A 25,063-nucleotide genomic window follows, 5' to 3' on the forward strand; every position below is an offset into this window, starting at 1 on the left:
GCTCTCGGCTCTTCATCATCCCGCCACCCTGCACCTCCAGAGCTCCGACTACCACCTGGGTAGGACCGGGGGTTTACCCTGAATCCGCCTGATCTTGCCCAATGTCCACGCGTGCCGGGTTTAGGCACCTTGGGCGGCATGATGCACGCCACACCAACCACCCGACAGCGGACGCGGCGGGCGCCCACTCTTCCCACCTGGAAGGGGCGCGCGTACCTGTTCACGGCAGCCCGCTGCTGTCTGCCGCGTTCCTGCCAAACCGGCCCAATTACGCCTAACTATACCTACTGCCCACCCGCCCCGGGATTGGGCACCGTGGGCGCCATGGTTCACGCTACACAGAACGCCCCGCATCGGACGCGCCGGGCGCCCGCGCTTCCCAGGTGGGCAGCACGCGCCCGCACCTATCCAGCGGTGGCCAAGCCTGCCCAGCAGTGCCCAAGGCGGACAGTCGCGTTGACGGTGCGGCTCGGGACGCGAGACAACGCAGCCCGAGCAGTGGGACGTGACGGCGGCCCCCGAAGCTGGGGACGGGCCGTGGTGAACGGCTCCCACAGCGCATCGTCTCTCCGTGCCACCGGAGTGCGCGCGGCTCGCCTCCAAGGTTTCACGGCCTCTGGCCTCTCACGGCATGGCGTCATGCGTCCTGGAGACAGGCGCGCGGCGTCCCACCGTCAGCGGTCGGGAGACTTTCAGCCGTGAAGGGGCAAGTCGAAGAACAGGACGACATCCTGCGGGCCATCTACGAGGAGCTGCGGGGGCTGCGCGAGTCCGTCAACGAGATCCACATGAAGATCAGCCACGCGGCGCCTGCTCAAGTGGCGCGGGCGCGGGCTGTCTCGGTGGAGGACGTGCAAACGATACTCGGCTGCGGGCGCTCGCGGATCTTCGAATTGTTGAGGAGCGGAGCGCTACGACGTGGGCCGAAGGTGGGAAGGGCCGCGATGATCTGCGCGAAGAGTCTGGAAGCGCTTCTGGAGCGCGTGGACCGCGAGCCAGTAACCCCCAGGCTCAAGCGGCGTCCCACGCGGCGAGACACTGGATGTGGGAGGAGTGAGAGCGAAGCAATACTCAGGCTGATACGCAGCGCTTAATCTATTCCACTTTTAACTTCCGACACGACATCGTTAAAGTCGATGGCGGACACAGGTGCACGTTTAGAGCGGCTCCAAGACTTGGCAGCTTCTTCCTCGGAGTTTCTTGCGTCTGGGGAGAGGGTTTCTCTCATAGGAGATCCTTCCGTCCGCGTCATAGCGAGACTGTACTACTTTGGTGGTATCGCCCCACGTTTACGCTCCTCCTATACAGATGATAGCCTGCAGACCCTTGGCAAAAGCCACAGAGGGGACAAAGATGTTGAAAATAACAAGCGCAACACTGCACAACATTAGATTGCAAAGGCAAGAAACATATATCAACAAACTACTGACCTTCATCCGAGGGCAGGCTCCCTTATTGTTCGCGAATCTACCAGATGCCGAAGCCCGAGTCAGAATTCGAGCTGCGGTCGAGTCCGCCAAGACCATCGGTGACATATCAGACGCTGGATTGGCGAAATACGCTGCATTGTGTATGCTCTGCGGGTTGGACTTTCTTCGCTCCCAAGAAATAATGTCTTTTTTCAATGAGCCAGGACGATCCTTTGACGTAAAGATCGAATGGCTGATCGCCAAAGTAACGGTCCAGTTAAGCGATGTTGCTTCTGTTCAGGACCTCCCTAGCCCGTGAGGAGCACAAAATGGGCGAACCTGCATTGCAACTGCTATCTACGGAAGCAGCGGTTGGTGAGGCCGCAGCGAAGCAGACAACAAGGTTGATAGTCATAGAAGGCGGGAAGAGAGCAGCACTAGCAACGGGCGAGGTTGCTGTTAGCGAAGGCGCTGTTTCAGCAGCGGCGCGAGGCGCCGGGTTGGTTCTCGGCAGCACCGCTGCAACGGTGGGAGCATTTCTTCTTGCACTGCTCTGGCCATCAAGCCTTGCGGATGGAACACTGAAGCAGCAACCGACGCAGGACGCAAACACTGCGTCCTCCGCAGTGCCACAAGCGAATGAGAAAGTCATTCAAGAATGCCCTGGGAACAAAAACTGCCCTCCGCACGATTGGGTGGTATCGAAGCAAGGAAAATCGGTTGACGAGGCAAGAAAAGAGGCTAAAGAGCGAATTACAGAATTAAGCAAAAGCCCGTCCCAATCAGACACAATGCGTGGCGTGGTATTCGAGCGGGATGCAATGGAACTGAACAACAAAAAGCGTCCCATCGAAACAGTTGGAACTGTCTTCAAATGTCGGCGCTGCGGGGTGGAGCAGGAAGTGGACATTATCTTCAAGGACGGGCAAATCGCTGAGTCAAAAAGCGCAAACCTGAAGTCGGTCAAAAAGAAGAGCAAGCAATCGCAACGATTGCTCGATCTTCAATCGTTTCTGAACTGCAACAGGAGCACAAACTTCCAACCACTCGCCAAGTTAGATGCAAATCACAGCGAAGTCGACCCTGTCGCGCAAAAGTACCAGGAGCGTGGCTATGAAATTGAGCGTCTCAACACGTACACAACGAGATAGAGCATGGCTCGCGACCTTACGTTTATCCTTTCAACCCCTCCCCTCACTTTGACCGATGCTGTGTATTTCATCGAGCGCGGCCTTGCAAAGGCTGGATATAAGCACGGGCCGACGATTTCACGCATTGACTTGAGCGACATGCCTGGACTGAGTGCACACACGGAAGTGGATGTGTCTTTCGATGCTTCGCAACAAGGTGGCATTGCAGGTTGGCTAGCTCTTGTTATGGAATTTTTCTCGGACACATCCACCATAGACATCTCCGTAGCGCAATGGGATCAGAGATACACAAACATATACATAGACGCAAACGCAAACATCCTGTGGCGCAAGCCACGTGTCGATCATTTCAACATTTTCATTTCGACTGTCGTTGATATTGCGCGTTCCGTTCGGGCCTTGGGAGGGGTGGGCGGACTGATGTTCGACTTGAACAAAATCACCCCGAACATGCTTCCGACCGCAATAATGAACAATGTGGCAAATCCTGGCTTTCCCTCGGAAATGGGGCTGATTGATGCTTCGGTTATGACTGAGAACGCAGTTCATGCTACAGCAGGCAGCACCTTCGAAATCGAAACTCACGACGGCTATTGGCTTCTCTTAGCAAAGGATTTTGTGAGACTGCTTGAGACAGACCAATTATGATCGGCCTGGCCCCAAGGACTGGGCAGCTCTCTTTGGGGTTAAACAGAGCGCAGGAGTCGATTTCGACTACCAAACTCAATGGGTCGCGCAAAACTGGGGAAATACTGTCGCAAGTTGCAACCCGCCGCTAGCCTAGAGTAGCGCGGACTTTGGCTCAAAATGCTCGGATGCTTTTGCTTGAAGGGCAGCGCACCATCCGGCTGACTTGGGGTTTCACTGCATGCGTGGATCGACATTGATGCCCATGGGCGGATGCTTATGTTTTTCATTCTCCCACAACTCTATCGCGGCAAACCCAAGTTGAGAACTCATCAATCCTAAGATGGAAGACACGCATTGGGTAAAGCCCTGTGCTTCAAGCAAAGATTCAGGTTGATACGTCCACGCTTTCTGTCCCTCGCCGCTCGCATTTATGCGACTGTACTCCCCAATAGCTTCACTCCGCCCTATTGTGCTGCTCTTACCTAGCCAGTTCGCCAAGAGACAGCATACACTAGGCGTTTAGCTCCCATGCCCAAAGCGGTCACGTACCCGGTGAGGACACCGGACGGGAAGGGGACACGATACTCAGGCAGATTCGGCCAATTTGAGCGCAGCACGGCGGACAGGCAGCACGACGGGATCCTCTGGGTGCTCCAGCTTGATCGGGATCTTGATCATCGGGGGCACCTTCACGTTCTCGTAAAACCGTTTCGTGGTCTGCGCGGAATGGTGGCCCACTACGGCAGCAACAGCCGACAGGGGCAGCCCTCCCGACTTGGGCCGCACTTCCTGTCCGCACTCCGAGGCCCACGTTACGAAGCTATGGCGCAGTTCTCCGAAGCGCACCAGAGGCAGCCGCGCCGCCTTGCACGCACGACGCACCACGCGGCGGATATGGCTGTCCACGGGAGCCGCGCCGCGCGCCTGGAGACGTTGCACCGCTCCCAACGTCTGACGGTCGATGCTCTGGCGGTGGACCTGTCCGCTCTTGTGAATGAACGTGACGGTTGCGGCGATCTCGCCCGTTTCTTCCACGAGGGACACCTTGCCCTCTCCGCTCGCCAGCCGTTCGATCTCCGTGCCATGCATCCCCGTTTTGGCGTGGATGCACAGCACGTCCCGCACGCATTGAACGTCCGTGCGGCGCCGCGTCTCCTCGCGGTTGAAGTTGGCGAATTCCCACCCACTGATCGCCCGGTACAGCCGCTCGATCGTTTCGATGCTGTAACCCTTCTCCCGCACGGACTTCTCGGGACGGGCCACAGGGATTTTCAGCGAGATCGACGCGTCCTCGCCCGCAGTCAGTGCGCCCTCTACCTCCCGCAGCCACGCGCAGAAGGACTTGAGCGCGGTAATCCGGTTCTTGCGTGCGGTCTTGTGCTTCTTCAACTCCCGCAGCAGGTCCTGAAGAGTGACGGTGCGCAGGTCGCGCCCCGCGAAGTCTTCCGCCCACGCGGCCAAGTAGAAACCGACGTTCTTAGCGTAGCGCTCGGTTGTCCCCTTGCTCTGCATGTGCTCCAGGTAGCGGGCTACGCTGGCCGCGTCCATGTAGACGGCGGACTCGTTTTTGATCTTCTGCGCCTCGCCTCGCGTGCGGTAGCCCTCGGGATCCCTCAGGAAGAGGGCAAGCTCCGCTTCCGCTTCCGCCTCGCTGCGTGCGTCCAGGTGGATCGTGTAGTTCCGCCCGTTGATCATCTTGCGCAGCACATAGACGGGTCGCCCGTCCTTGCCCGCGAACATCCGCCCCCCCTTCCACTTGCCGATCCACTCCTTGCCCATGTCGTTACCGCCTCCGGTTTGGTCCTTTTTTGGTCCCAAAAAACCGGATTTGGTCCCGAAATGCAAGCGCCGCCCCCATTCTCAGAGGACGGCGCCTTGAAAGCGGCGGGTTGCTCGGCTTGGAAGCGGCGGCAATCGAACCCGCCGCTCGATGCCCTCCGACGAGAGCGGGCCAGCTCGGTCGAGCGCCGTTTCCGTAAGACTGCCCAGCACGCCTCTCCCAGAGCGGGCTTGGCGGAGTTCCATGGGAGTCCATCGGTAGTGTGTGCCCTGCTGCCCCCGGCTACTTTCTCCTGAGCGTGGGCACTGTCTTCTCTCAATGCGAAGGCCGAGTCTCCATTGGCGTGGAGCTCCTGTTGGGCTGTGGAGTACGGCTCACCTGCTTCGGACCGGGCCCTCACCACTAGACGCGCCCGACTGTGAACGATCTGGAGGCGAGGGGAACCTCTACGCCGGCGCCCGGGACGCTTGTCTATGTGCTTGATTGCGTGCCATGCTTTAACAGAGACGGAAACCCACCCTGAAGGAAACTCGGAGGCACGTTGCTCAGAAGAAAGCCCTCGTGAGGCTCTTGCTGCTCGTCGTTGTGGGGGGAGGGGCGGGCTATCAATATTATCAGATCATGCATGCCTCTGTGCACGTTGCTCCTCGTGAAAGCGTCTCCTTGGGCCAGCCACCAAGCCAACGGGATGGGGGGAGGGAAACAATCCAGGCGATGCAGGAACCGGCGAGAGCATTGAGGTGATGCCCTTTGATGGGAGCGTCCTCGACGCTGCTGGGACAAGGGACTTCAGCAACAGGTATCTTTCAACAGTGATTATCTCGCTCCAGCCACCCTTGGAAGGAGCGGACTGTAGCGGCGTTGTTGTCGGGCCCAGGCAGGTGCTCACCGCTGCTCATTGTGTCTGCAAGCCCAAGCCTCCCTCTGCCACCCATGGCAAGCCTGCGGTGGTGGACAGCAGTCACTGTCCGGAGCAGGCGTATGCGACGACAGCCCGCGGCGACATGGAGAACCGCATCAAGGAGCAGCAACTGGGTCTGTCAAGGTGGCCGCCATCGTCCGCGTCAGCGTCCGCCGCGTCGCGCTCTCGCTGAGCGCGGCGGCGCCGGTGCGTGAGCTCTTCGCACGCGTCGCCGAACAGCTCCGCGAAGTCCCCACTCCCTCCTGACGCCTCGCAGTTCTTTGACAACCTCGATGGACCCCAACGCCGGCCGGTGCACGCCTCTGTCATGCCCGCAGCACGCTGCCGAGCGGCCATTTGCCACGCGCGGCGCGCAGATGCCGCCAATTGATGCCGCTCTGCACGACGCGCTCCTTCGTGTGACAGATCCGGGCTAGCTTCGCGCCCCATGCGCCGGTTCCTCCTGCCGCTCCTGGCCCTCGTCACCCTCCACTGCGCCCACGCTCCCGAGTCCCCTGCTCCGGCGGCCCCCCTGCCCTCCCCCGCCACCCCGAGCTGGCCCGAGCCGCAGCCTCCCGCTCTGCGGCTGAGCGAGGCGGTGCGCCCGGTGCGATACACGCTGGACCTGACGATGCTCCCCTCCGAGCCCACCTACTCCGGCACCGTCACCATTGATCTCGACGTGCGCGAGCCCGCGCGTCAGGTGTGGCTGCACGCTCAGGATCTGGAAGTCACCCAGGCGCGAGTCCTCACCGGAGGCCGCGCGGTGGAGGCCAGGCCCGTCACCGCCAGCGAGGGCCGGCTGGGTGTCCTGCTGGCCGAGCCGCTCGGCCCCGGACAGGCCCAGCTCATCCTCTCGTTCCAGGGGCACACGGAGCGCGAGCGCAGCCAGGGCATCTACTCCGTCGAGGAGGGAGGCCAGCCCTACCTCTACACCTTCTTCGAGCCCATCGACGCGCGGCGGGCCTTCCCGTGCTTCGACGAGCCGGGCTTCAAGGTGCCCTGGCGGCTGCGCTTCACGGTGAAGCAGGAGCATGTGGCCCTGGCCAACTCGCCCATCGCCTCGGAGGAGCAGCTGCCCGGCGGCCTCAAGCGCGTCACCTTCGCCGAGAGCCACCCCATGCCCAGCTATCTGGTGGCCTTCGTGGTGGGCCCGTTCGAGCTCGTGGAGGCCGGCCTCATCGGCCGCAATCCCGTGCCGCTGCGCTTCATCGTTCCCCGAGGCCGAGGTGCCGAGACGGCCTACGCGGCCAGGGTCACCCCGCGCATCATCACCCTGCTCGAGGACTTCTTCGATCAGCCCTATCCCTACGAGAAGCTCGATGTGGCGGTGGTGCCTCGCTACTGGGGGACCATGGAGCACCCGGGCATCGTCGCGCTCGGCCAGCCGCTGACGTTGATCCGCCCGGGCGAGGAGACGGTCATGCGCCGCAAGGCCTACGCGAACATCGCCATCCATGAGCTGGGCCACTACTGGTTCGGAAACGTCGTCACCTGCCGGTGGTGGGATGACATCTGGCTCAACGAGTCCCTCACCTCGTGGCTGGACACGAAGATCACCGACCAGTTCGAGCCATCCTGGAACTTCGCGCTGGACGGACAGGCGAACTCGCTCGCGTATGCGCTTCGAGTGGACTCGCTCACCGCCACGCCGCCCCTGCGCAAGCCCATCACCACGAACGATGACATCATCGGCTCGTTCGACAACGGCACCACGTATGCGAAGGGCGCCGCGCTGCTCAACATGTTGCAGGGCTGGCGCGGCCCGGAGCCCGTGCGCGACATGCTGCGCGCCCACGTGAGGGAGCACGCCTGGGGAGTCGCCACCACGGAGGACTTCGTGGCCACGGTGGACAGGACGCTGGGCACCGACACGGCTCGCGTCTTCCAGAGCTTCATCGAGCAGCCAGGCGCGCCGCGCGTCTCCGCGACGCTCGAGTGCAAGGCGGGAGCGCAGCCCCTGCTGAAGCTCTCGCAGGAGCGCTTCCTGCCCGCCGGCTCCACCGGCTCGAAGGCACAAAAGTGGAACGTCCCCGTGTGCGTGCGCGCGGGCCGGGGCAAGGACACCACGCGCGAGTGCACGGTGCTGGCGGCGGAGACGGGCGAGCTGCCCCTGTCGCTGTCCGGCTGCCCCTCGTGGGTGCTGCTCAACGCGGAAGGAACCGGCTACTACCGCTCGGGCTATACGCGAGAGCAGCTCGCCCCCCTGTTGGCGACCGCGGCTGGCACGCTCACGACCTCCGAGCGGCTGACGCTCCTGGGAGACATGAAGGCCGGAGTGGACCGGGGGGACGTGCTCCTGGGCGAGGCGCTGAAGGTGGTTCCCTCCACCGCCTCGGATCCCAGCCGTCTCGTCCTCGAGGGAGGTGTCCAGTTCCTGTCCTCCATCCGCATCGAGCTGCTCCCCGAGGCGGACCAGGAGCGTTTCCGGAAGTGGGTGCGAGCCCTCTACGGCCCCCGGGCTCGCGCGCTGGGCTGGAAGAGCGCCCCCGGAGAGAGCGATGACGTGAAGGCCTTGCGCCAGCAGCTCCTCATGCTCGCGGCCGGGATGGGGCAGGACCCCGCGCTGAGCCAGGAGGCGGGGCGACTGGCGAGGGCGTGGCTGGCGGACCGCAAGGCCGTGGAGCCGGAGCTGGCCCGGCCGGCGTTGCAGATCGCGGCTCGCAACGGAGACGCGAGCCTCTTCGAGAAGATCCTCACACAGGCGCGTCAGGCGCAGGACCGCAACGAGCGCGCGGAGTTGCTCGGCCTGCTCGGAGGCTTCCGAGAGCCCGCGCTGGCGAAGAGGGCCCTGGAGCTGGTGGCGGGGGATGAGTTCGACGTGCGCGACACCCAGCACATCCTGCGCACGGCCCTCTACAGATCGGAGACCCGCGCACTGGCCTGGGAGTTCTACCAGCGGAACTTCGACGCGCTCGCGAGCAGGCTGCGCTCGGACGAGGCAGGCCGGCTCATCGGCGTCACGGGAGTCTTCTGCGAGGAGTCGCGGCGCGCGGAGGTGGAAGCGCTGCTGAAGCCTCGCGTGGCGCGGCTCGAGGGCGGCCCGCGAGAGCTCACCCGCTCGCTCGAGGCCATCCGCGTGTGCGTGGAGTCCGAGCGCCGCAACCAGCCTGGAGTCCTGGAGTTCCTGCGCCGCCAGTAGCGCATGGACGCGAGCGGCCAGCGCGACGTGCTCTGGCCTGGAGACGTGTTCTGCTCTACCCCCTCGGTCGGTACGACATCGCCACGTCGCATCGCTCGTAGCGCGCCCCAAACAGCCGCATGATCTCGGCGTCGTGCACGAAGCCCCGCTTCTCATAGAGATGGATGGCCGCCGCGCACTTCTTGTTGGTCAGCAGATAGACCTTGCCGAAGCCCAGGCTGGAGGCGCGCTCCAGGGTCTTGGCGAGCAGGAACTCGCCGACCTTCAGGCCCCGGGCGCTCTTCAGGACACCCATCTTGGTCAGCTCGACCCAGCCGTCCTTGGACACCATCAGGGCACAGGTCCCGACCACGCCCAGCTCCGGCGTCTCGGCGAACAGCACCACCCCGCCCTTGTCGAGGATCAGCTCGCGCGGCCTCGACAGGAGGGCGATGTCGTTCTCCTCGAGGGCGAACATGTCCTCGATCCATTCGGCGTTGATCCGATAGAAGGCGTCGGCCAGGTCGTCGGAGAAGTCACGCGCCCACATCGCGGGCGGACCGGCGGCCTCGATCCGGCTCAGCAGCGAGGACTCGGCCAGCCGCGCCTCCACCTGGGCCAGGCCCTGCATGAAATCGCCCGACAGCCCCTCGACCAGCGAGGCGGCGGCGGGCTCGATGCGCGGCAACAGCTGCGTCTGGATGCGGACCATCAAGGCCTCGCCCTTCTTCGTCAGCGCCAGGCGCTTCGAGCGCTGGTCGCCCGGCGAGCGCTGCGCTTCGACGAAGTCTTCCAGTGTCCCGAGAGCGCGGGTCACCGTGGGTTGGGCCAACTGTAAGCGCTCGGCCAGCTCGCCCACCGTGATCGGGCCATGCAGGCGGATTGTCATCAGCAGCGAGATCTGGGCCGGCTGGACCGGCAGGTCCAGCGATCGGGCCACTTCGGCGGCGTCGGCCTGCATCCGCTCGGCCAGGCGCTTGAGCCGGCTGCCCAGGAAGCCCACGCCAAACCCCGCCAGAAGATCGATTTCCATGCCACGTCTCCATTTCATAGCGCGCTATATAGATAGCTATGAAACGGGCCGGAGCGCAAGAGGGCCAAGCAGTTCTTCATCAGGTTCTGGGCGCGGATCCGCCTCGCGATGACGGAACTCCCGGAGCGGGCCCGGCGACTGGTTCCGAACTGGTATGACAAGCAGACCAGTTCAGACCGGTCGCGCCCGACAGGGCCTCCTTCCGCCCTGTAAGTCCCCGGCGCGTGCGGTGTCTGATGGGGCGAGATGGATGCCACACGCCGCGAAGAGCTGTTCCGAACTTGGGCCCATGAGCACCTCGGCATCCTGCTCAAGGTGGCCCGGGCCTTCGCGCTCTCCCCCACGGATCGGGAGGATTTGCTGCAGGACCTGCTCTCCACGCTCTGGGAGGCGCTCCCCTCCTTCCGGGCGGGGAGCAAGGCGTCCACCTTCATCTACCGCGTGGCCCACAACCGCGCCCTCAACTGGCAGCGCAGCCGCACCCGGTACTGGCGGCGCATCCAGCCGCTGGAGGCGCTGCCCGATGCCGAGCTGCCAGGCCCCCCGGAGGACGACTCCCGCGAGCGGCTGACACTGCTCTACGAGGCCATCCACGCCCTGGCGCCCCTGGACCGGACGCTCGTCCTGCTCTCGCTCGACGGCCTGCCCTATAGCGAGATCGCCGAGGTGACGGGGCTGACCGAGAACCACATCGGCGTGCGGCTCACCCGGGCGCGCCAGCGGCTCAAGGACACACTCTCTCAGCGGAGGCAATGACCATGGATCCCCTCGAAGCCGTGTGGAGCACCCAGGAGCAACACGCCGCGCGGGCCGTGCAGCGCTTCGCCGTCGAGGAACTCCTGCAAGGGCTGCGGCGCCGCCAGCGGCTGCGGAGCTTCGCACTCGTCTACGTCCTCCTGGCGGGGATGAGCACGCTTGTGCTCGCGGGTTATGTGGCCGCCACACGCCTGGCGGGGGACTGGGTGAGCCTGGCCGTGCTCACGCTGCTGCTGGTGCCGCTCTTCGTCCTCGTCTCCTCGCGGGTCCGGGCGTACACCGAGGAGCGGCGGGAAGCCAGACGCCTGGAGGACTCCGTGGCCACAGCGACCCGAGCCTCGCTCGCGGCGGTCGACTCGGAGCTCCGGGCAGCCCGGTACCTGCAGCGCGCCCAGCTCTTCACCGCCGCCGTCCTGCCCCTGGCCCTCTGGCGCGAGCACGCACTGGGACTCGCGAGCCCCTCGCACCTGTTGAGCCAGGCGCTCCTCTTCGGAGTCATGCTCGCGCTCGCCGCGGGAGTGCTGCACTACCGCGCCGTGCGCATCCTCCAGCCTCGCAGGGAGCGGCTGCACTCGCTCCTGGAGTCCCTGGAGAACCCGCTCCGGGAACCTCGTTGACCCGGGCGTAGCCCAAGAGCGGACCTGCGCGCTCTGGGGCTACTTGAGCCGGTAGGTCGCCACGACCGCGTCGTGGTCGGAGTGGAGGCGGCGCTCGTACTGCGTCCGGACGTGCTTCAACTCCGGGTCCCGGGTGTGCATCAGGTAGTCGAGCGTGCTCTTGCCGTGGGTCCCGACGTTGAGCTTGTTGTCGTAGACCACGTCGTTACCGAGCACCTTGTAGTGGTTGCGGTTGAAGTCGCCGCCCACCACGACCTTGTGCCCCTGCTTCTCGAAGCGCTCGACCATCGAGTCGAGCTGCGCCATGTGCTTCTTCCACATCTCCTGCCGCCAGGGGGTGGAGGGACGGTCCAGCTTGGACTTCGTCCAGGCGCCGGAGACGAGGTGCGTGTTCATCCGGACGACCTCTTCCCCCGTCTCCTTGTTCTTCAGCTTCACCCAGGTGATGTACCGGTGCGGCGACACCTTGGCCTTGCCGTTGTGGGTGCGCTTGAAGCCCGAGTCCTGGAGGTCCCACTCGGACTTCTTCCAGGAGATCGGAACCGGGATGCGGAGGTTGCCGTCCTTCGGCATGTAGTGGCCCCACTCCTTGCCGAGCCCCTTGATCGCGTCGAAGTACCGGGAGGGGCCAATCTCCTGCCAGCCGATCAGATCGCCCTGCGCCGCGGCCTTGCGCACGTCGTGGACGACCTGGCTCTGCGGCATCTCCGGGTTGGATTTGATGTTCGCGGTCACCGTCCGGAACGTCCCGGTCTTGCCGGTGTCGCCCGCAGTGTTCGGCGCGTGGGTTCCGGTGCCACCGTTGCCTCCGTGCACCTGGCCGCCGCCCGGGTTGGAGCCTCCGCCCTCGAAGCGATCGCCGAGGTTGAGCTTGTTCCAGATCCAGCTGCCAACCTTCCCGTCCTCCTTGCGGTCATTGCGGTGCTCGAAGCGCTTCACCGCTTCGGCCGTCCGCTTGTCGTAGCGTCCGTCGGCGGGACCTTTGAGCAGCCCCTGCTCCTTCAGTTCGTTCTCGAGTTTCCGCACCGCCGGGCCGTGCGAACCGGCCTTCAGGATGACGGCCTTGGGACCAATCTTGTGATGTGCCATGCAGTGATTCTCGGTTTTTGAGGGTCCAAGGTTTCGTCCTCTTCCACCGAAATTTTTCCAGCCTCTCCGCCGCTCATCACTCGGCGCTCCATGTAAATCATGCTTAGCTGACTTAGAAAGTAATACGTGATAGCTGGCGTCCCCCGCAGTGCTTGCCCGCGCATGGACCCGAGGTGGAGTCCTGGCGCTCGGAGGTCGCCCCCATGAAGAAACCCTCGCGTTTCCCGGCCCTTGTCTTCGTGAGCGCCGTCTCGGCGTTCGCTTCCGGCTGTGGGTATGAAGGTCCCGGCCCCCAGGAGGGCGACGAGTCCCTGTCCACCGTGGGTGACGCGCTCGCCTGCAGCACGCGTGTCACCTACGGCGACCGGTGGATCCGTCCCTCCGGCCACCCGGCCCAGTACGACATCGCGGCGAATCTGGTGACGTGGGACGGCACCTGCGTCAACGAGGGCACCAACTCCTACGCCGTGCTCTCGAATGGCTGGAAGCCGTACTTCACCGGCAACAACGCCTGCGTGCTGGCGCTCGACACGGACTGCTCGGGCGCCACCACGTGCTCCACGCGCATCTCCTACAGCGCGGCGTGGCTGCCCCCCGCGGGGCACACGGCCCGGTTCGATGACGTGGGCGGACGCGTCTTCTGGGACCGGGGCTGCACCAACGAGGGCACCAACTCCTACGCGACCCTCTCCAACGGCTGGAAGCCGTACTTCACCGGTAACAACAAGTGCGGCATGTCGTTCCGGTACACGGGCTGCGGCGGGCTGTACCAGAACCCCGTCGTCCCCGTGGGCTGCGCGGACCCGGGCGTCATCCATGACGGGACGCGGTACGTGGCGGCCTGCACGTCGGGCGGCGCCGCCAACGCCTTCCCCCTTCGCACCTCCCAGGACCTGGTGAGCTGGACGTCCGCCGGCCACATCTTCCCGTCCACCGGCAAGCCCACGTGGGCCACGGGCGACTTCTGGGCGCCGGAGATCCACAAGGTGGGCACGCGCTTCATCGCGTACTACACCGCGCGGCACTCGAACGGAAAACTGTCCATCGGCGCGGCCACCTCGGCCAGCGCGCTGGGGCCCTTCACCGACCTGGGCCGGCCCCTGGTGCATGACACCGCCATGGGCATGATTGACGCCACCTACTTCAAGGACACCGCCGGCACGCCGTACCTCGTGTGGAAGGCGGACGGCAACGCGGTGGGCCAGGCGACGCCCATCTATGGCCAGCAGCTGTCGGCGGACGGCCTGTCGTTGGTGGGCACGCGCCGCACGCTCATCAGCAACAACCTCGCCTGGGAGGGCGGCGTCGTCGAGGCGCCGTGGGTCGTCGCGCGGGGCGGCTACTACTACCTCTTCTACAGCGGCAACGCGTACTACAACAGCACCTACGCGGTGGGTGTGGCCCGCGCCACCAGCCCGCTGGGCCCGTACACGAAGCTCGGCGCGCCCATCCTCAAGACGGGCGCCGGGTGGGTGGGCCCGGGGCACAACTCGGTCGTCACCGGGCCCGGGGGCGACACGTACATGGTCTACCACGCGTGGGACAGCGCCCATACCGACCGCATGATGCTGGTCGACGCCATCACCTGGCCCAACGGCTGGCCCGCGGTGCCCGAGGGGCCCTCGGCCGACTCGCGGCCCATGCCGTGAGGCCGTAGCGAGCGCCCAGGAGAACACCGGCCCGTGCTGGCCGGTGCCGCTGGAGCCATCCAGCAGCTGCTTCTGCTCACACCGGCGGCGCACCTGGCGAGGAACCAGAAGTACCTTGCCCGGGGCGACTCCGTTTTCACGGCCCGCGGAGCGGGTGGCGGCGTTCAGCTCGACTCGTCCCCCCAGTTGCCCAAAAAGTCGCCCATGGTGAGTCGCCGCTTCACCGCTGCCACTGGCAACGGCATGGTCCGCTGCTTTCATCAACTGCGTTTTCAAGTTGGTCAGTCCGCGGACGAAGACGCCAGCAGATAGCTCGTAGGCATTCAAAGACATGGCGCACCCCTGACCACCCGGGCTACGGCGACTCCCACGGCTTCCATGTGCGCATCGGCTGGCCGGCCGCACGGGGTGTGCCTGGGGGAGCCTGGACTGCGCGCACGACGGCGGGATGCAGGCCTCTGGCAACATCGTGGACCTGCCCATGGAGTGTCGGCCGGACCAGGGCCCAACTGGTATGACAAGCATACCAGTTCGCTCCGGCCCCGCCCGGACAGGGCCTCCTCTCTCGAGCTGGAGCAAGACTGGGAGCGGCGGCAAGCGACGCCCGCCGCCCCTGTCAGCCACCGGCGGCGCTACACCTTCTTGAACACCACGTAGCCCGCGGAGGGGATGTTCACCGGCGTCGCCCCTCCCCCGTTCAGCGTGGCGCCGAAGTTGCCGAAGTTCTCGCCGCCGTACGCCTGGGCGTCGCTGTTCAGCACTTCCTTCCAGTTCCCCGGCGGCAGCGGCATCTTGTAGCCGTTCAGGTCCTGCCGGTTCAGGCTGCCGACGACCAGGTACTCCTCGTCCCCCCACTTGCGGGTGAACGCCATCACCGAGTCGTCGTTGTGCGTGTACACCCGGTTCACCTCGGCGTCCGCGCGGAACGCCGGGCTCGAGTTGCGCAGCGCGAGCGCGTCCTTGAAGAACTGGAACTGCTGCCGCTGGGTGATGTCCAGCATCGCCTCCTTGCGCCGCGCCGGCTCCATGCCCGCCAGGGTGTTGAACACCTGCTTGTCCTGCGCCGACAGGCCCTTGTACGCCCCGTCCTGCTCGCGCGTGCGCGGCGGCAGCTCGAAGAGCCGCTCGTAGGTGGCCTTCCGCGTGTCGTTGAACGTCACCTGCTTCCAGTCCCAGTCCTTGCCCAGCGACTCCCAGCTCCAGTCGCTGTCCCACGTGGACGGGTTGCCCCACCGGAAGTCGTTCTGCGCGCCGAACTCATCGCCCTGGAAGAACATCGGGATGCCCGGCGACGCGAAGCCGATGCCCGCCGCGAACCGCGCCGCGTCGCGCGACCACTGCACCGGGAAGTCCGTGGGCTGGTTGCCCTCGGCCGTGTTCATCGTCCGCTGCGCGTTGCCCACCTCGTCGTGGTTGGAGATGATCGTCAGCGCCGTCTTCCACCCGTCCAGCCCGCGCGGGCTGGTGAGCAGGTTCACGAACGCGTCCATGTCCGTGCGCATGCCGCGCGCCGCCGCCTGCACCAGGCCCGGCTTGCTGTTGTCGTTGATCAGCCGGTGTTGGTACTCGGTGTACCACTGCGCGTCGAAGCCGCCGCCCGTGCCGTCCGACTGCGCCGGCTTCGTCAGCGACGGGTCGTAGTCGAACTGCTCCGCCACCGTCCACACGTTGGGGTTCAGGAAGTGCACCTGGCGGTTGATCTCCCGGAGCATCTCCCAGCCGTCCTTGCCGCCGGTGCCCTTGATGGGCTCGGTGAAGTCGAAGCGCAGGCCGTCGAACTTCAGCTCGGCGATCTGCTGCACCGCGTGGTCCACGAAGAGCTGCTTCACCTTGGGCTGGTGGTACGCCGGCACCGCGCCCCACGGCGTCTCCCGCTGCTCGTACTTGCCCGGCTCCTGCGACCAGTTGAAGTACGGGTTGCTGGGGCCGCCCATGTTCCACAGGCCGTTGTAGTCGCCGAACACGTGGTTGTAGACGACGTCCGAGATGACGTTGAGCCCCTTGCCGTGCGCCTCGTCGATGAAGCGCTTGAGCGCCTCGGGGCCGCTCACCCACTTGCCGTTCTCGTCCTCGAAGCCCAGCGAGCTCTCCGACGCCAGGCCGTTGACGCCCAGGTAGCCCCAGTTGCGGCTGCCCTCCACCTCGTTGGTGGGCAGCAGCTCCAGCGTGTTGACGCCCAGCTCCTTGAAGTAGTCCAGCTTCTTCAGCAGGTCCTCGATGGTGGAGCGGTCCGAGTTCTTCGCCTCGCCCAGGAAGCTGCCCGCGTGCAGCTGGTACACCACCCACTTGTTGCGGTCCGTCTCGCGCGGCGCCTTGTCGTGCTTCCACTGGAACGTCGTCGGATCCGTGATGATGGAGCCGCGGAAGGACACGCCGCTCTCCTTGGTGATGAGGTCGCTCCACGGATCATTGAAGCCCGAGCCCCGGCGCTCCACCGCGCTGTACTTGCCGTCCCGGTTGGCGTCGTCGCGCAGCTTGAGCTGGCCCTGCGCGTCCTGCTCGAACACCTGGAACTCGTAGCGCAGCCCCACCAGCTTCTCGGGGTTGTTCACCAGCGCCGACCAGGCGCCCCCCTGGTTCGTCAGCTTGATGCGGCCGTCCGGCTCGATGTTCTTCGACCACAGGTCGTTGAACTTGCCGCCGTGCAGCTTGTCGATCAGCGTCGAGTCCATCTCGCCGATGCGCTGCAGCAACGCCTCCTTGCTCATCGGCTTGCCGTCCGCGTCCTTGAAGACCAGGTAGGCGCTGTGGGCGTCCTCCTCGTCGTCGATGTTGAAGCGCATCAGCTCCTGCACGCCGGGGAAGTAGCGGTTCTCCTCGCGGCCCTTCACCGGGTCCAGGTACAGCCGGTCGAGGCCGCGCTGCTCGCCCATCATCTCCCGGGCGTACGGGTCCGGCCGGTCGCTCGTGGCGCCCGTGGAGTCCACCACCTCGTAGACGTAGGACTTGCCCTCGAGCTGCTTCCAGCCGCCCTTCACCTCGGCGGCCCAGTCGCCGTTCTCCGCCCGCTGCATGGGGATGCGCTGGGTGTTGCCCTCCTGGTCCGTCACCCTCACCTGCACCGCGCGCGCGTCCGGCGCCCAGAGCTTGAAGGAGATGTCCTCGCCGCGCTTCTGCGAGCCCATCTCGTGGTACGTCGTCGGAGAGTAGGAGGCCGTGGGCTTGCTGAGGTCCAGCTTGAGGTTGCCCTCGCCCATCAGGCCCCACTGATCGTTGCCGCTGGGGCCGTCCACGGTGACGCCCCACTCCCAGTTACGCGGCAGGCCGTCATCCTGCAGCTCCACCGTGGCCTCCCACTTGCCGTTGCCCAGCGAGCGCATGGGGATGGAGCCGGCCTCCCACTGGTTGCTGAACTTGCCGGAGGCGTCCCAGCTGCCCTTCAGCTTCACGTCCGTGAGCGCCTTGTCGGGCCCGGCGTCGTAGACGAAGGTGACGATGCGCTTCTGCGGCTGGGCCACCGTGGCCTGGGAGGCACCCACCGCCGCCGGGGCCTGGGGGCCCGCCACGCCCTGCCGGGAGGCGGGCGCCTGGGTCTCGAAGCCGTCCGTGCCCCGCTTGCTCACCCGGGCGGTGGACTCGAAGCCGTCCTTGCTCTGCACCGCTCCGGTGGCCGCCTTCTTCGCCGAGGCCGCTGACGGCGTCTCCTTGCGCGGCTCCACGGCATTCGAGGAGGCGTTGCCCTTCGTTGAAGCCGGCGTCTGGGCGGGGGTCCGGCCCTGGCGGTTGATCTTGGTGTCGCTCATGTTCGCCTCCACAAAATCATGTGGGATAATGTATGGTGCCCGTATCTTCGCACCTTACCCATCCAAAGTTGCGTCTCTCCGGAGACAGAGTGTCGAAAAGTCAGTGTGCGTGCGCCGCGATGTAGAGGAGGAGATCCACTGGGAGTGAGTTGATCCCCAGCCCGATGGAGGCGTGGAAGGGGCTGCCCACGGACATGCCGCCTCCGAGGTTGAGGTGGCCGATGGAGCCCAGGCAGAGCTTCACGCCCACCTCCAGCCCCGCGTTGAAGGTGCGCTTCTGGAAGGCTCCCCCGAGCAGCAGGGTGCCGTACGGCACGACCTCCGAGGTGAGGAAGTGCTGGTAGCCCACCGAGGCGTTGAGCTCGACGGCTCTGTCATCAGCGCCGGCGAAGTGGACGCCCAGGGTCATCCGGCGGGACCAGAACTCCATGGGCTGGAAGGAGTAGGCAAGGGCGTATTGGAGCTCCCCGGTGATGGTGGGGCGCCACCAGAACATGACCTCGCGCGGCGGCTTGTCGATGGCGGGGGCATCCCAGGACAGCTGGCGCACCCGCGCCTCATCTCCGGGCGCGCGGCGGGCCTGGTAGAGGTCGATCAGGGCCAGGGTGGCCGGCTGGCTCTCGGCCTCGTAGCCCTTGATCAGCGGGGGCTCGGCGCCGTCCAGCTCTCCGCGCTCCATCATGAGCTGGCCCTGGGTGATGCAGTCGTCGACGAGGCCGTTCTCGCACGCGCGGCCGAAGGCGTTCTCGGCCTGCTGCGGCTCGCCCTGCTGGAGGAGCTGCTGGCCCCAGGAGCTGCAGGCGTACCCGTTGCCCTGCTCGCAGGCGGCTCCCAGGTTGCCAGCGGGGGTAGCGCAGGCGATCCACAGGAGCGGAAGCACTCCCACGAGCATCCGCAGGGCCCTCCGTGAGGAGGCGGGGGAGCGGGGGGATGGGACACGGTGGGGGGACACGAGCGCCGTTCTCCAGGAGAGCCGGCCGGGAGGATACCGCATCCGCTGACGCTCCTTGGAGCCGGGGCGTCAGAACTCCACGCCGTCCAGTTTCTCCAAGACGGCTCTGATGGCCTCTGGGGTGGTGTCGTACGACTTCGCGAGCTCCGGCGCCGAGTATGTGACAGCCGCCGTCTCAGGCAGCCGCTCGGCGAAGCCTTCCACTTTCCGACCCAACCCTCCAGGCCAGGGGACGGCGCTCAGCTCACGCCATCTGCGCACTGGCTCGAAGAGGGTAAAGCATGGCCAGCGAGGGAAGCGGATCGTTCGGACATCGCATGCGATGAACCGGCAGCCATCCAGGTACGCATCCGTGAAGTCACACCCCTCGATCCCCCCCTCGGTAGGCCGCTCTGGCCAGGCACCGAAGTCATTGCCAATGAACCGGCCCTTGAATCGACAGCCCTTCAAGTGGGCGGAGTTCCATTGAAAGTTTGTCAACTGCCGCTTCGCTTCGATCGTGCAGTCGATGAGGTGGGTTCGAGCGATCACCAGCGCCCGAGCGGGGACTTTGATGATGAGGGTGCAGTTCCGCAGCGTCAGCTCATGGCCCAGGTAGGAGACCTCGGTCGCGCTGTCCAACACGAGCCGTTCGTTCTCGATCTCCCGATCGCTGAATTGAATCATGGCACTCCCGAACTCCGCCGGCTTTGTTGGCCACTCAGAAGGTGATGAGCCGAAAGAACTCTTCCGCCATCCGTCGACCGTGCCGTTCCATGTTCGAGTCTGTTCCCGAGAGCACCTCGTAGCGGAGCCCCGTCGCTGCGTCATCCGCATCGACCCCGGTCCGGTTCCAGCGCAAGTCCCTGAACTCCGCTCTCAGCATGTTCTCCACCCATTGCCCTCGGAACCTGCGCTCCATGAGGTGTGCCTCCAGGTGCTTGCCCTGGGCTCTGGCCTCATTGATCGCGTCAACCTGCCTATCCGTCAACTTGCCACGGCTCCACTCCCTGGCCACGCGTTGGGCCGCCACCTGGAGCTGGTCCCCGACTGGATCCTTGGCCGGTATCTCCCCGATGGAGCGTTTGGCAGGGACGTGCCAGCGTTGACCGTTGAAGAAGACCTGCCGGTTACCTCCCTGATGGCGGATGACGGTGGTGATGCCCATCCGCATCCGCGCCGTCTCTGCCGCCCCAACAGCAGCGCGGCCTCCGGGATGGCGCACCATGAAGGTGAAGCTCCCCTCCTCGGCCACCGCAACCGCCTCCACCTCCCCCGCCAGCTTCAGGCCCTGCGCCTCGGCCCACGCTGCCGCTCGCTCGAAGCCCGGCAGCTTCGGGAGCTTCGCGACGAACTGCGCCGTGCTCCCGGCCAGCACCGCCGTCACGAGCATGACCAGCACTCGCGCGGTGTTCTCTCCCATCGTGCGGCTGAAGCGCCCGCTGGCCTCCTCTATCTGTTCATACGAGGTGGCCCGATCCACCTCGTGCACCATGAGGCCCCAGCCATCCATCAAGCTCCAGACGCTGTGCACCGGCAGCCATGCCAGCAACGCCAACGTGAGGCTCGCCGCCACCGCCTTGGAGACGGGCTCGGGCAACAACCAGAGCAGCAGGTAGAAGCAGCCGGTCCATACGATCATCCCGAGGAGCGCCCGCGGAGACATCATCTCCTTGAGCGCTACTCGCGTCTCCCGGAGCACTTGTCTCAAGGACAGTGCCAGCCCGAGGGAGCGCAGATCATTCCTGGTGAGGAGGTTCCCATCGGCGAGCAACCCCAGACAATCGCCCCCGCCATACTCCTGCTGACACAAGGCGAGGTACTTGCGCTTCACCTCAGCCGCCGAGGCGACCTCGAGCGGGCTGTCGTCCTCCATGGGCGTCAACCGCACTACTCGTCCGCGCTCCACCTCCGCCAGGAGGTCGGCCTGCAGCGAGCCCTCCACCAGCCAGCGCGACGTCTCCATGGCATCATCGAAAGGCGGCATGCCTTGAATCAGCCATCGCATCGCTTGCTGGAAGGACTCTCGGCGCACTTCCATTGGCGAGGTCTGGCCCTGCTCCGAGGTGAGCACTCGCAGCTCGTAGCGGGCCGCCGTCAGCTCCGCTTCGTACCGGTCGGCGCTCCCGGCCCATCCACGCGGCGTACCGGCACAGGCGGTGAGCCAGGCCAGGAGCAGAGCTCCCAGTTGACGGGGTTTCATGAAGCACCTCGGCGATGAAGCAGCCTAGGGTAGAAGGTCCGCCGATAGGGAGCGAGAACCCTTCAGGTCATCGGCAAGGGACCTGGATGACGGGAGCATACGACAGACCGGACTCGCGCTCCGGACCCGGGCTCGCTAGCCTGTGCCCCTCTACTGGAGGGGGCTTCCATGCTCGTTGTCCCGGCCGTCCTGGACGCGGTGACGGTCCACGCTGACGGCGCGCTCTGCACCCGTGTGGCGACACTCGCGGCCGAGAATGGCCGACTGCCCACGCAGGTGCGCATCAATGGCCTGCCGCTGGGGCTCACCACCGGCTCGCTGCGCGCATCCATCCTTCAAGGCCCCGCCGGGCTCGCCGTCCGGGACATCCGCCCCAGCTTCGATGTCCAGCTCCCGCCCGAGCCCGACGTGCCAGTGGAGCAGCGCGCCCTCGAGGAGGCTCAAGAGGCGCTCGCCCGCATCTCCACCCAGCTCCAGCAGGTGAATCAGGAGCTGGAGGCCCTGCGGCGGCTCGGGCCCTCCTTCCCGAAGCCCAGGACGGGCGACGAGCCCCGCGAGGCGTCCCCCAAGGCCCTCCTGGCCCTCGGCGGCTTCCTCGACGAGGAGCTGGCGGCCCTCCACGCCCGGAGGCTGGAGCTGGATCGCCAGCACCGAGACGCGGTGGCGGAGGTGACGCTGCGCCAGCGGCGGCTGCAGGAGGGCTCGTCCTCCGTGCGCGGCCAGCGCGCGGTGCTGTACCGCGCCGCCCTCATCACCCTGTCGGAGCCCGGCGCGGCGGGCGAGGCACGGCTCGCGCTCGAGTACGCGGTGCGCGGGGCGCGCTGGGTGCCAGGGTACGAGCTTCGGATGCCGCGCTCGCTCGACGGCGGGACGCTGCGGATGCGCGCCTCCGTCGTCCAGCGCACCGGCGAGGACTGGCGCAACGTGAAGCTGTCCCTGTCCACCGCGGAGCTGAACCGCCGCGCGGACGTGCCAGAGCTCAAGGCCCTGCGCATCGGCCGGCGCCAGCCTCCTCCGGCGCGCTCGGGCTGGCGTGAGCCCCCGCCCGGGCTGGATGAGCTCTTCGCTGGCTATGACGCCGCGGGCAGCCCAGCGCCGCCCCCTCCTTCCGCCGTGGCCATCGTCTCCAAGCCCATGGGCGCCGTTCGCGACCGGACCAGTACCGGGGAGATTCCTCGGATGGAGCCGGTTCCCCAGGCGGCCTTCGCTCCCCCTGCACAGGTGGCCCTCCCCGAGCCCTTCGACGAGGACGCGGCAGCGCCCGAGATGGACGAGGCACCGCCCGAGATGGAGGAGATGACCCGCTCCGCGCCGATGAAGAAGAAGTCGGGAGGCTTCTTCGGAGCCGCCCCCGGCGCGCCGCCGCCCCCTCCTCCCGCTCCCTCGGCCGCGGCCCCCATGCGCCGCCCCATGGCCAAGGGAGGTGGAGGCATGACTCGCTCGCAGAGCTCCGGCCTCCAGAAGGAGCGGCGGTCCATGGACCTGTCGAGCGACGAGGGAGCTCCCCCGATGAGCGCGTGGGCCGAGGAGAGCGACTCCCTGGGCGCCTACGGCGGAGCACCTCCGATGGAGCCGGAGCCCCCAGCGGGACTCGAGCCCGAAGGCAGCCTGCTGGACTACGACTCGCTGCGGCTGGCTCCCGCGAGCCAGCGCGGCCTGCGAGGCAAGCTCCAGCCGGCCCCCACCGCGTTCGCCCAGGAGCTGTTCGCGCTGACGGCGGTTCACATCCAGGTGGACATCGTCTCGCTGCTCGCCGTGCGCCAGCAGAGCATGAACGACGTCTATCACCTGCCCACGCCCACCTGGGCCGTGGCGCCCCGCGTGTCCTCTCCGTTCTTCGACTACCGCTATGACGTGGAGACGCGGATGGACCTGCCCTCGGATGGCGCGTGGCACACGGTGTCGGTGTTCTCCGCGCCGGTGGGGCTCGTCGCCGAGTACCTCTGCGTGCCCTCCATGGAGCCGCAGGTGTTCCGCACGGTGAAGGTGGAGAACCGCACGCCGCACGCGCTGCTCGCCGGCCCGGTGGACGTGACGCTGGGGGACGAGTTCCTGATGACGTCTCCCCTGCCCACGCTGGCCCCGGGCGCCACGCAGCGGCTGGGGCTGGGCGTCGAGGAGTCCATCAAGGTGTCTCGCAACACGCGCTTCGACGAGGCCTCGGGCGGTGTGTTCGGCGGCTCGGCCGTGCTCACGCACCGCGTCTCGGTGGAGGTGGCCAACCGCCTGGGCCGACCGGCGACGGTGGAGATCCGCGAGCGAGTGCCCGTGGTGCCCAAGGACGAGAAGGACATCAAGGTGGAGGAGGCGGAGGTCCGCCCGCCCTGGCGCGCGCCGGAGCCGCTGCCGGGAGACACTCCCGTGGACGGCGAGCGGGCGTGGCGGGTGACGGTGCAGGCCGGAGAGAAGCAGTCGCTGGACGCAACGTGGGTCGTGCGGATTCCCTCGAGCAAGATGCTCCGGGGCGGAAACCGGAGGACGTAAGTGAGCACCACCGTCACGCTTCCCGTCATCAAGGTCACCGTCCTGGAGGACCGCGCGCTCGTGGAGCGCCGAGGCGAGGTGACGCTCCCCGCCGGCCCGCAGCGGCTGCGCGTGGAGGGCCTGTCCCCCCTCGCGGTGGACCGTTCGCTCCAGGTCTCCCTCTCCGGGGGCAACATCGTGGGCGCACGGGTGAGCCGCGTCTGGAAGGAGCAGCCCAAGGAGGGCCTGCGCGAGCACCGCACGGAGCTCGGCCGCCGCGTCGAGTCGCTCGAGCAGGCGGTGCGGGTCGCCACGGGTGACGTGCTGCGCCTGGAGCGCAGGCTGGGCGTGGCGCAGGCCGCGAGCGAGGACGTGCTGCGCTCCATCTCCGAGCGGGTGGGCGCCGGCAAGGCCGAGCCGGACACCTGGCGCGAGCACCTGGCGACGGTGAGGGCGGAGGTGGGCGCGACGGAGGAGGCGTTGCGCCAGGCCCGCAAGCGCGAGGCGGTGGCCCAGCAGCGGCTGGCGGAGGCCCGGGCGGCGCTGGCGCAGGGCGAGCAGCCGGAGACGAAGCTGCTCACCTCGGCGGAGATGGAGGTCAACCACCCCACGGGCGGCGCGGTGACGGTGGGCGTGGCGTACCTGGTGCCGTGCGCCGTGTGGCGGCCGGCCTACCGCGCCACGCTGCGGCCGGTGGAGGGCGGCGAGGCGGTGACGCTGGAGTGCGAGGCGGTGGTGTGGCAGCGCACGGAGGAGGACTGGAAGGACGTGGAGATGGCCTTCTCGACGGCGCGGCCCACGCTGGGGGCCGCCCCGCCGCGGCTGGTGGAGGACCGGCTGTACCTGCGAGACAAGACGCAGCAGGAGAAGCAGGTGGTGGAGGTTTCCATCCGGGAGGAGTCCATCCAGACGACGGGCGAGGGGGGCGCGAAGCCCACCTCGGAGATGCCCGGCCTGGACGACGGCGGCGAGGCGCTGACGCTCAAGGCGGCCCACCGCGTCACCCTGCCCTCGGACGGCTCGCCGCACCGCGTGCCGCTGTTCCAGTTCACCGCGCCGGCCACCTCGGAGCTGGTGGGCACGCCGGAGCACTCGCCGCTGGTGCACCGAGTGGCGCGCTTCGAGAACAAGGGGCCCTCGGTGCTGCTGGCGGGCCCGGTGGATCTGGTGCGCACGAGCGGCTACGTGGGCCGGGCGCAGCTCACCTTCGCCGGCGTGGGCGAGCGGGTGAAGCTGGGCTTCGGCAGCGAGGACGCGCTGCGCATCGCCCGCCAGGTGGAGACGAAGCTGGACACGAACCGCCTCACCGGCCGCAAGACGCGGACGCACTTCGTGAAGCTGTTCCTCTCCAACACCGGCAGCCGGCCCGAGCAGATCGCCATCGAGGAGCGGATGCCGGTGTCCGAGGTGGAGGCGGTGGAGATCGAGCTGCTCAAGGAGAAGGCGAAGCCCGCCCCGGCGAAGGTGAGCCAGGACGGCATCATCCGCTTCGAGCTGCCCTCGCCCGCTCGCTCGCAGCAGGAGCTGAACTTCGCCTACACGGTGTCCAGCTCCTCCAAGGTCGCCGGCCTCTGAGCTCGAGGCCGG

General features: G+C 66.5%; 18 protein-coding genes. 11 read left to right on the forward strand and 7 right to left on the reverse strand.

Going from position 1 to position 25,063, the window contains the following annotated elements; genetic code table 11:
• Positions 1-698: 698 nt before the first annotated feature.
• From KY572_RS45515 to KY572_RS45525, 3 genes are all read left to right on the forward strand, one after another.
• Complete coding sequence (locus KY572_RS45515; protein ID WP_224250074.1) at positions 699-1,094, forward strand: helix-turn-helix domain-containing protein; 396 nt, start codon at positions 699-701, stop codon at positions 1,092-1,094.
• Positions 1,095-1,738: 644 nt separating this feature from the next.
• Complete coding sequence (locus tag KY572_RS45520; protein ID WP_224250075.1) at positions 1,739-2,560, forward strand: hypothetical protein; 822 nt, start codon at positions 1,739-1,741, stop codon at positions 2,558-2,560.
• A 3-nt stretch (positions 2,561-2,563) separates the two neighbouring features.
• The gene (locus tag KY572_RS45525; protein ID WP_224250076.1) at positions 2,564-3,208 is read left to right on the forward strand and encodes a hypothetical protein; all 645 of its coding nucleotides are present in this window, start codon (positions 2,564-2,566) and stop codon (positions 3,206-3,208) included.
• 567 nt (positions 3,209-3,775) lie between these two features.
• On the opposite strand, the gene KY572_RS45530 is transcribed toward KY572_RS45525, so the two are convergent.
• A complete protein-coding gene (locus KY572_RS45530) occupies positions 3,776-4,969 on the reverse strand; it encodes a site-specific integrase (RefSeq protein WP_224250077.1) in 1,194 nt (397 codons plus the stop codon).
• Positions 4,970-5,713: 744 nt separating this feature from the next.
• Between KY572_RS45530 and KY572_RS48310 the strand changes: the two genes are divergently transcribed.
• The 3 genes from KY572_RS48310 (at position 5,714) to KY572_RS45540 (ending at position 9,013) form a co-directional block, all read left to right on the forward strand.
• Positions 5,714-6,064, forward strand: a complete 351-nt coding sequence (locus tag KY572_RS48310) for a trypsin-like serine protease (RefSeq protein WP_224250116.1) — start codon at positions 5,714-5,716, stop codon at positions 6,062-6,064.
• Positions 6,016-6,138 (forward strand): hypothetical protein, encoded by a 123-nt coding sequence (locus KY572_RS47655; protein ID WP_263452535.1) that lies wholly within the window; start codon positions 6,016-6,018, stop codon positions 6,136-6,138. Before KY572_RS48310 ends, KY572_RS47655 begins: the two co-directional genes overlap by 49 nt.
• A 181-nt stretch (positions 6,139-6,319) precedes the next feature.
• Positions 6,320-9,013, forward strand: a complete 2,694-nt coding sequence (locus tag KY572_RS45540) for a M1 family metallopeptidase (RefSeq protein ID WP_224250078.1) — start codon at positions 6,320-6,322, stop codon at positions 9,011-9,013.
• A gap of 55 nt (positions 9,014-9,068) precedes the next feature.
• On the opposite strand, the gene KY572_RS45545 is transcribed toward KY572_RS45540, so the two are convergent.
• Positions 9,069-10,025: a bifunctional helix-turn-helix transcriptional regulator/GNAT family N-acetyltransferase gene (locus tag KY572_RS45545; RefSeq protein WP_224250079.1), complete on the reverse strand. Its 957-nt coding sequence runs from the start codon at positions 10,023-10,025 to the stop codon at positions 9,069-9,071.
• Positions 10,026-10,271: 246 nt separating this feature from the next.
• Between KY572_RS45545 and KY572_RS45550 the strand changes: the two genes are divergently transcribed.
• Both KY572_RS45550 and KY572_RS45555 read left to right on the forward strand, forming a co-directional pair.
• On the forward strand, positions 10,272-10,781 hold the full coding sequence (locus KY572_RS45550) for an RNA polymerase sigma factor (RefSeq protein WP_224250080.1): 510 nt from the start codon (positions 10,272-10,274) through the stop codon (positions 10,779-10,781).
• A 2-nt stretch (positions 10,782-10,783) separates the two neighbouring features.
• Complete coding sequence (locus tag KY572_RS45555) at positions 10,784-11,398, forward strand: hypothetical protein (RefSeq protein ID WP_224250081.1); 615 nt, start codon at positions 10,784-10,786, stop codon at positions 11,396-11,398.
• A gap of 39 nt (positions 11,399-11,437) precedes the next feature.
• On the opposite strand, the gene KY572_RS45560 is transcribed toward KY572_RS45555, so the two are convergent.
• On the reverse strand, positions 11,438-12,487 hold the full coding sequence (locus KY572_RS45560) for a peptidoglycan-binding protein (protein WP_224250082.1): 1,050 nt from the start codon (positions 12,485-12,487) through the stop codon (positions 11,438-11,440).
• A 203-nt stretch (positions 12,488-12,690) separates the two neighbouring features.
• Between KY572_RS45560 and KY572_RS45565 the strand changes: the two genes are divergently transcribed.
• Positions 12,691-14,136, forward strand: coding sequence for a glycoside hydrolase family 43 protein (locus KY572_RS45565; protein ID WP_224250083.1), 1,446 nt, complete (start codon positions 12,691-12,693; stop codon positions 14,134-14,136).
• Positions 14,137-14,768: 632 nt separating this feature from the next.
• On the opposite strand, the gene KY572_RS45570 is transcribed toward KY572_RS45565, so the two are convergent.
• From KY572_RS45570 to sitA5, 4 genes are all read right to left on the reverse strand, one after another.
• Positions 14,769-17,879, reverse strand: coding sequence for an alpha-amylase family glycosyl hydrolase (locus KY572_RS45570; RefSeq protein ID WP_224250084.1), 3,111 nt, complete (start codon positions 17,877-17,879; stop codon positions 14,769-14,771).
• 100 nt (positions 17,880-17,979) lie between these two features.
• Positions 17,980-18,771, reverse strand: a complete 792-nt coding sequence (locus tag KY572_RS45575) for a hypothetical protein (protein ID WP_224250085.1) — start codon at positions 18,769-18,771, stop codon at positions 17,980-17,982.
• 129 nt (positions 18,772-18,900) lie between these two features.
• Positions 18,901-19,497 (reverse strand): pentapeptide repeat-containing protein, encoded by a 597-nt coding sequence (locus tag KY572_RS45580; RefSeq protein ID WP_224250086.1) that lies wholly within the window; start codon positions 19,495-19,497, stop codon positions 18,901-18,903.
• Positions 19,498-19,531: 34 nt separating this feature from the next.
• Positions 19,532-21,013, reverse strand: a complete 1,482-nt coding sequence (gene sitA5 / locus KY572_RS45585; RefSeq protein ID WP_224250087.1) for a SitA5 family polymorphic toxin — start codon at positions 21,011-21,013, stop codon at positions 19,532-19,534.
• 168 nt (positions 21,014-21,181) lie between these two features.
• Here sitA5 and KY572_RS45590 point away from each other — a divergent pair, with 168 nt between their 5' ends.
• Positions 21,182-23,497: a DUF4139 domain-containing protein gene (locus KY572_RS45590; RefSeq protein WP_224250088.1), complete on the forward strand. Its 2,316-nt coding sequence runs from the start codon at positions 21,182-21,184 to the stop codon at positions 23,495-23,497.
• Positions 23,498-25,051: a DUF4139 domain-containing protein gene (locus KY572_RS45595; protein ID WP_224250089.1), complete on the forward strand. Its 1,554-nt coding sequence runs from the start codon at positions 23,498-23,500 to the stop codon at positions 25,049-25,051. It begins immediately after the preceding gene.
• Positions 25,052-25,063 lie beyond the last annotated feature (12 nt).

The sequence above is a fragment of the Hyalangium gracile genome, assembly GCF_020103725.1.
Classification (GTDB): Bacteria; Myxococcota; Myxococcia; order Myxococcales; family Myxococcaceae; genus Hyalangium; species Hyalangium gracile.

Coding starts and splice junctions, on each gene's coding strand:
- KY572_RS45520 (WP_224250075.1), top strand. CDS start 1,739: ATGGGCGAACCTGCATTGCAACTGCTATCTACGGAAGCAGCGGTTGGT.
- KY572_RS45525 (WP_224250076.1), top strand. CDS start 2,564: ATGGCTCGCGACCTTACGTTTATCCTTTCAACCCCTCCCCTCACTTTG.
- KY572_RS45530 (WP_224250077.1), bottom strand. CDS start 4,969: ATGGGCAAGGAGTGGATCGGCAAGTGGAAGGGGGGGCGGATGTTCGCG.
- KY572_RS48310 (WP_224250116.1), top strand. CDS start 5,714: ATGCCCTTTGATGGGAGCGTCCTCGACGCTGCTGGGACAAGGGACTTC.
- KY572_RS45540 (WP_224250078.1), top strand. CDS start 6,320: ATGCGCCGGTTCCTCCTGCCGCTCCTGGCCCTCGTCACCCTCCACTGC.
- KY572_RS45545 (WP_224250079.1), bottom strand. CDS start 10,025: ATGGAAATCGATCTTCTGGCGGGGTTTGGCGTGGGCTTCCTGGGCAGC.
- KY572_RS45550 (WP_224250080.1), top strand. CDS start 10,272: ATGGATGCCACACGCCGCGAAGAGCTGTTCCGAACTTGGGCCCATGAG.
- KY572_RS45555 (WP_224250081.1), top strand. CDS start 10,784: ATGGATCCCCTCGAAGCCGTGTGGAGCACCCAGGAGCAACACGCCGCG.
- KY572_RS45560 (WP_224250082.1), bottom strand. CDS start 12,487: ATGGCACATCACAAGATTGGTCCCAAGGCCGTCATCCTGAAGGCCGGT.
- KY572_RS45565 (WP_224250083.1), top strand. CDS start 12,691: ATGAAGAAACCCTCGCGTTTCCCGGCCCTTGTCTTCGTGAGCGCCGTC.
- KY572_RS45570 (WP_224250084.1), bottom strand. CDS start 17,879: ATGAGCGACACCAAGATCAACCGCCAGGGCCGGACCCCCGCCCAGACG.
- KY572_RS45575 (WP_224250085.1), bottom strand. CDS start 18,771: ATGCTCGTGGGAGTGCTTCCGCTCCTGTGGATCGCCTGCGCTACCCCC.
- KY572_RS45580 (WP_224250086.1), bottom strand. CDS start 19,497: ATGATTCAATTCAGCGATCGGGAGATCGAGAACGAACGGCTCGTGTTG.
- sitA5 (WP_224250087.1), bottom strand. CDS start 21,013: ATGAAACCCCGTCAACTGGGAGCTCTGCTCCTGGCCTGGCTCACCGCC.
- KY572_RS45590 (WP_224250088.1), top strand. CDS start 21,182: ATGCTCGTTGTCCCGGCCGTCCTGGACGCGGTGACGGTCCACGCTGAC.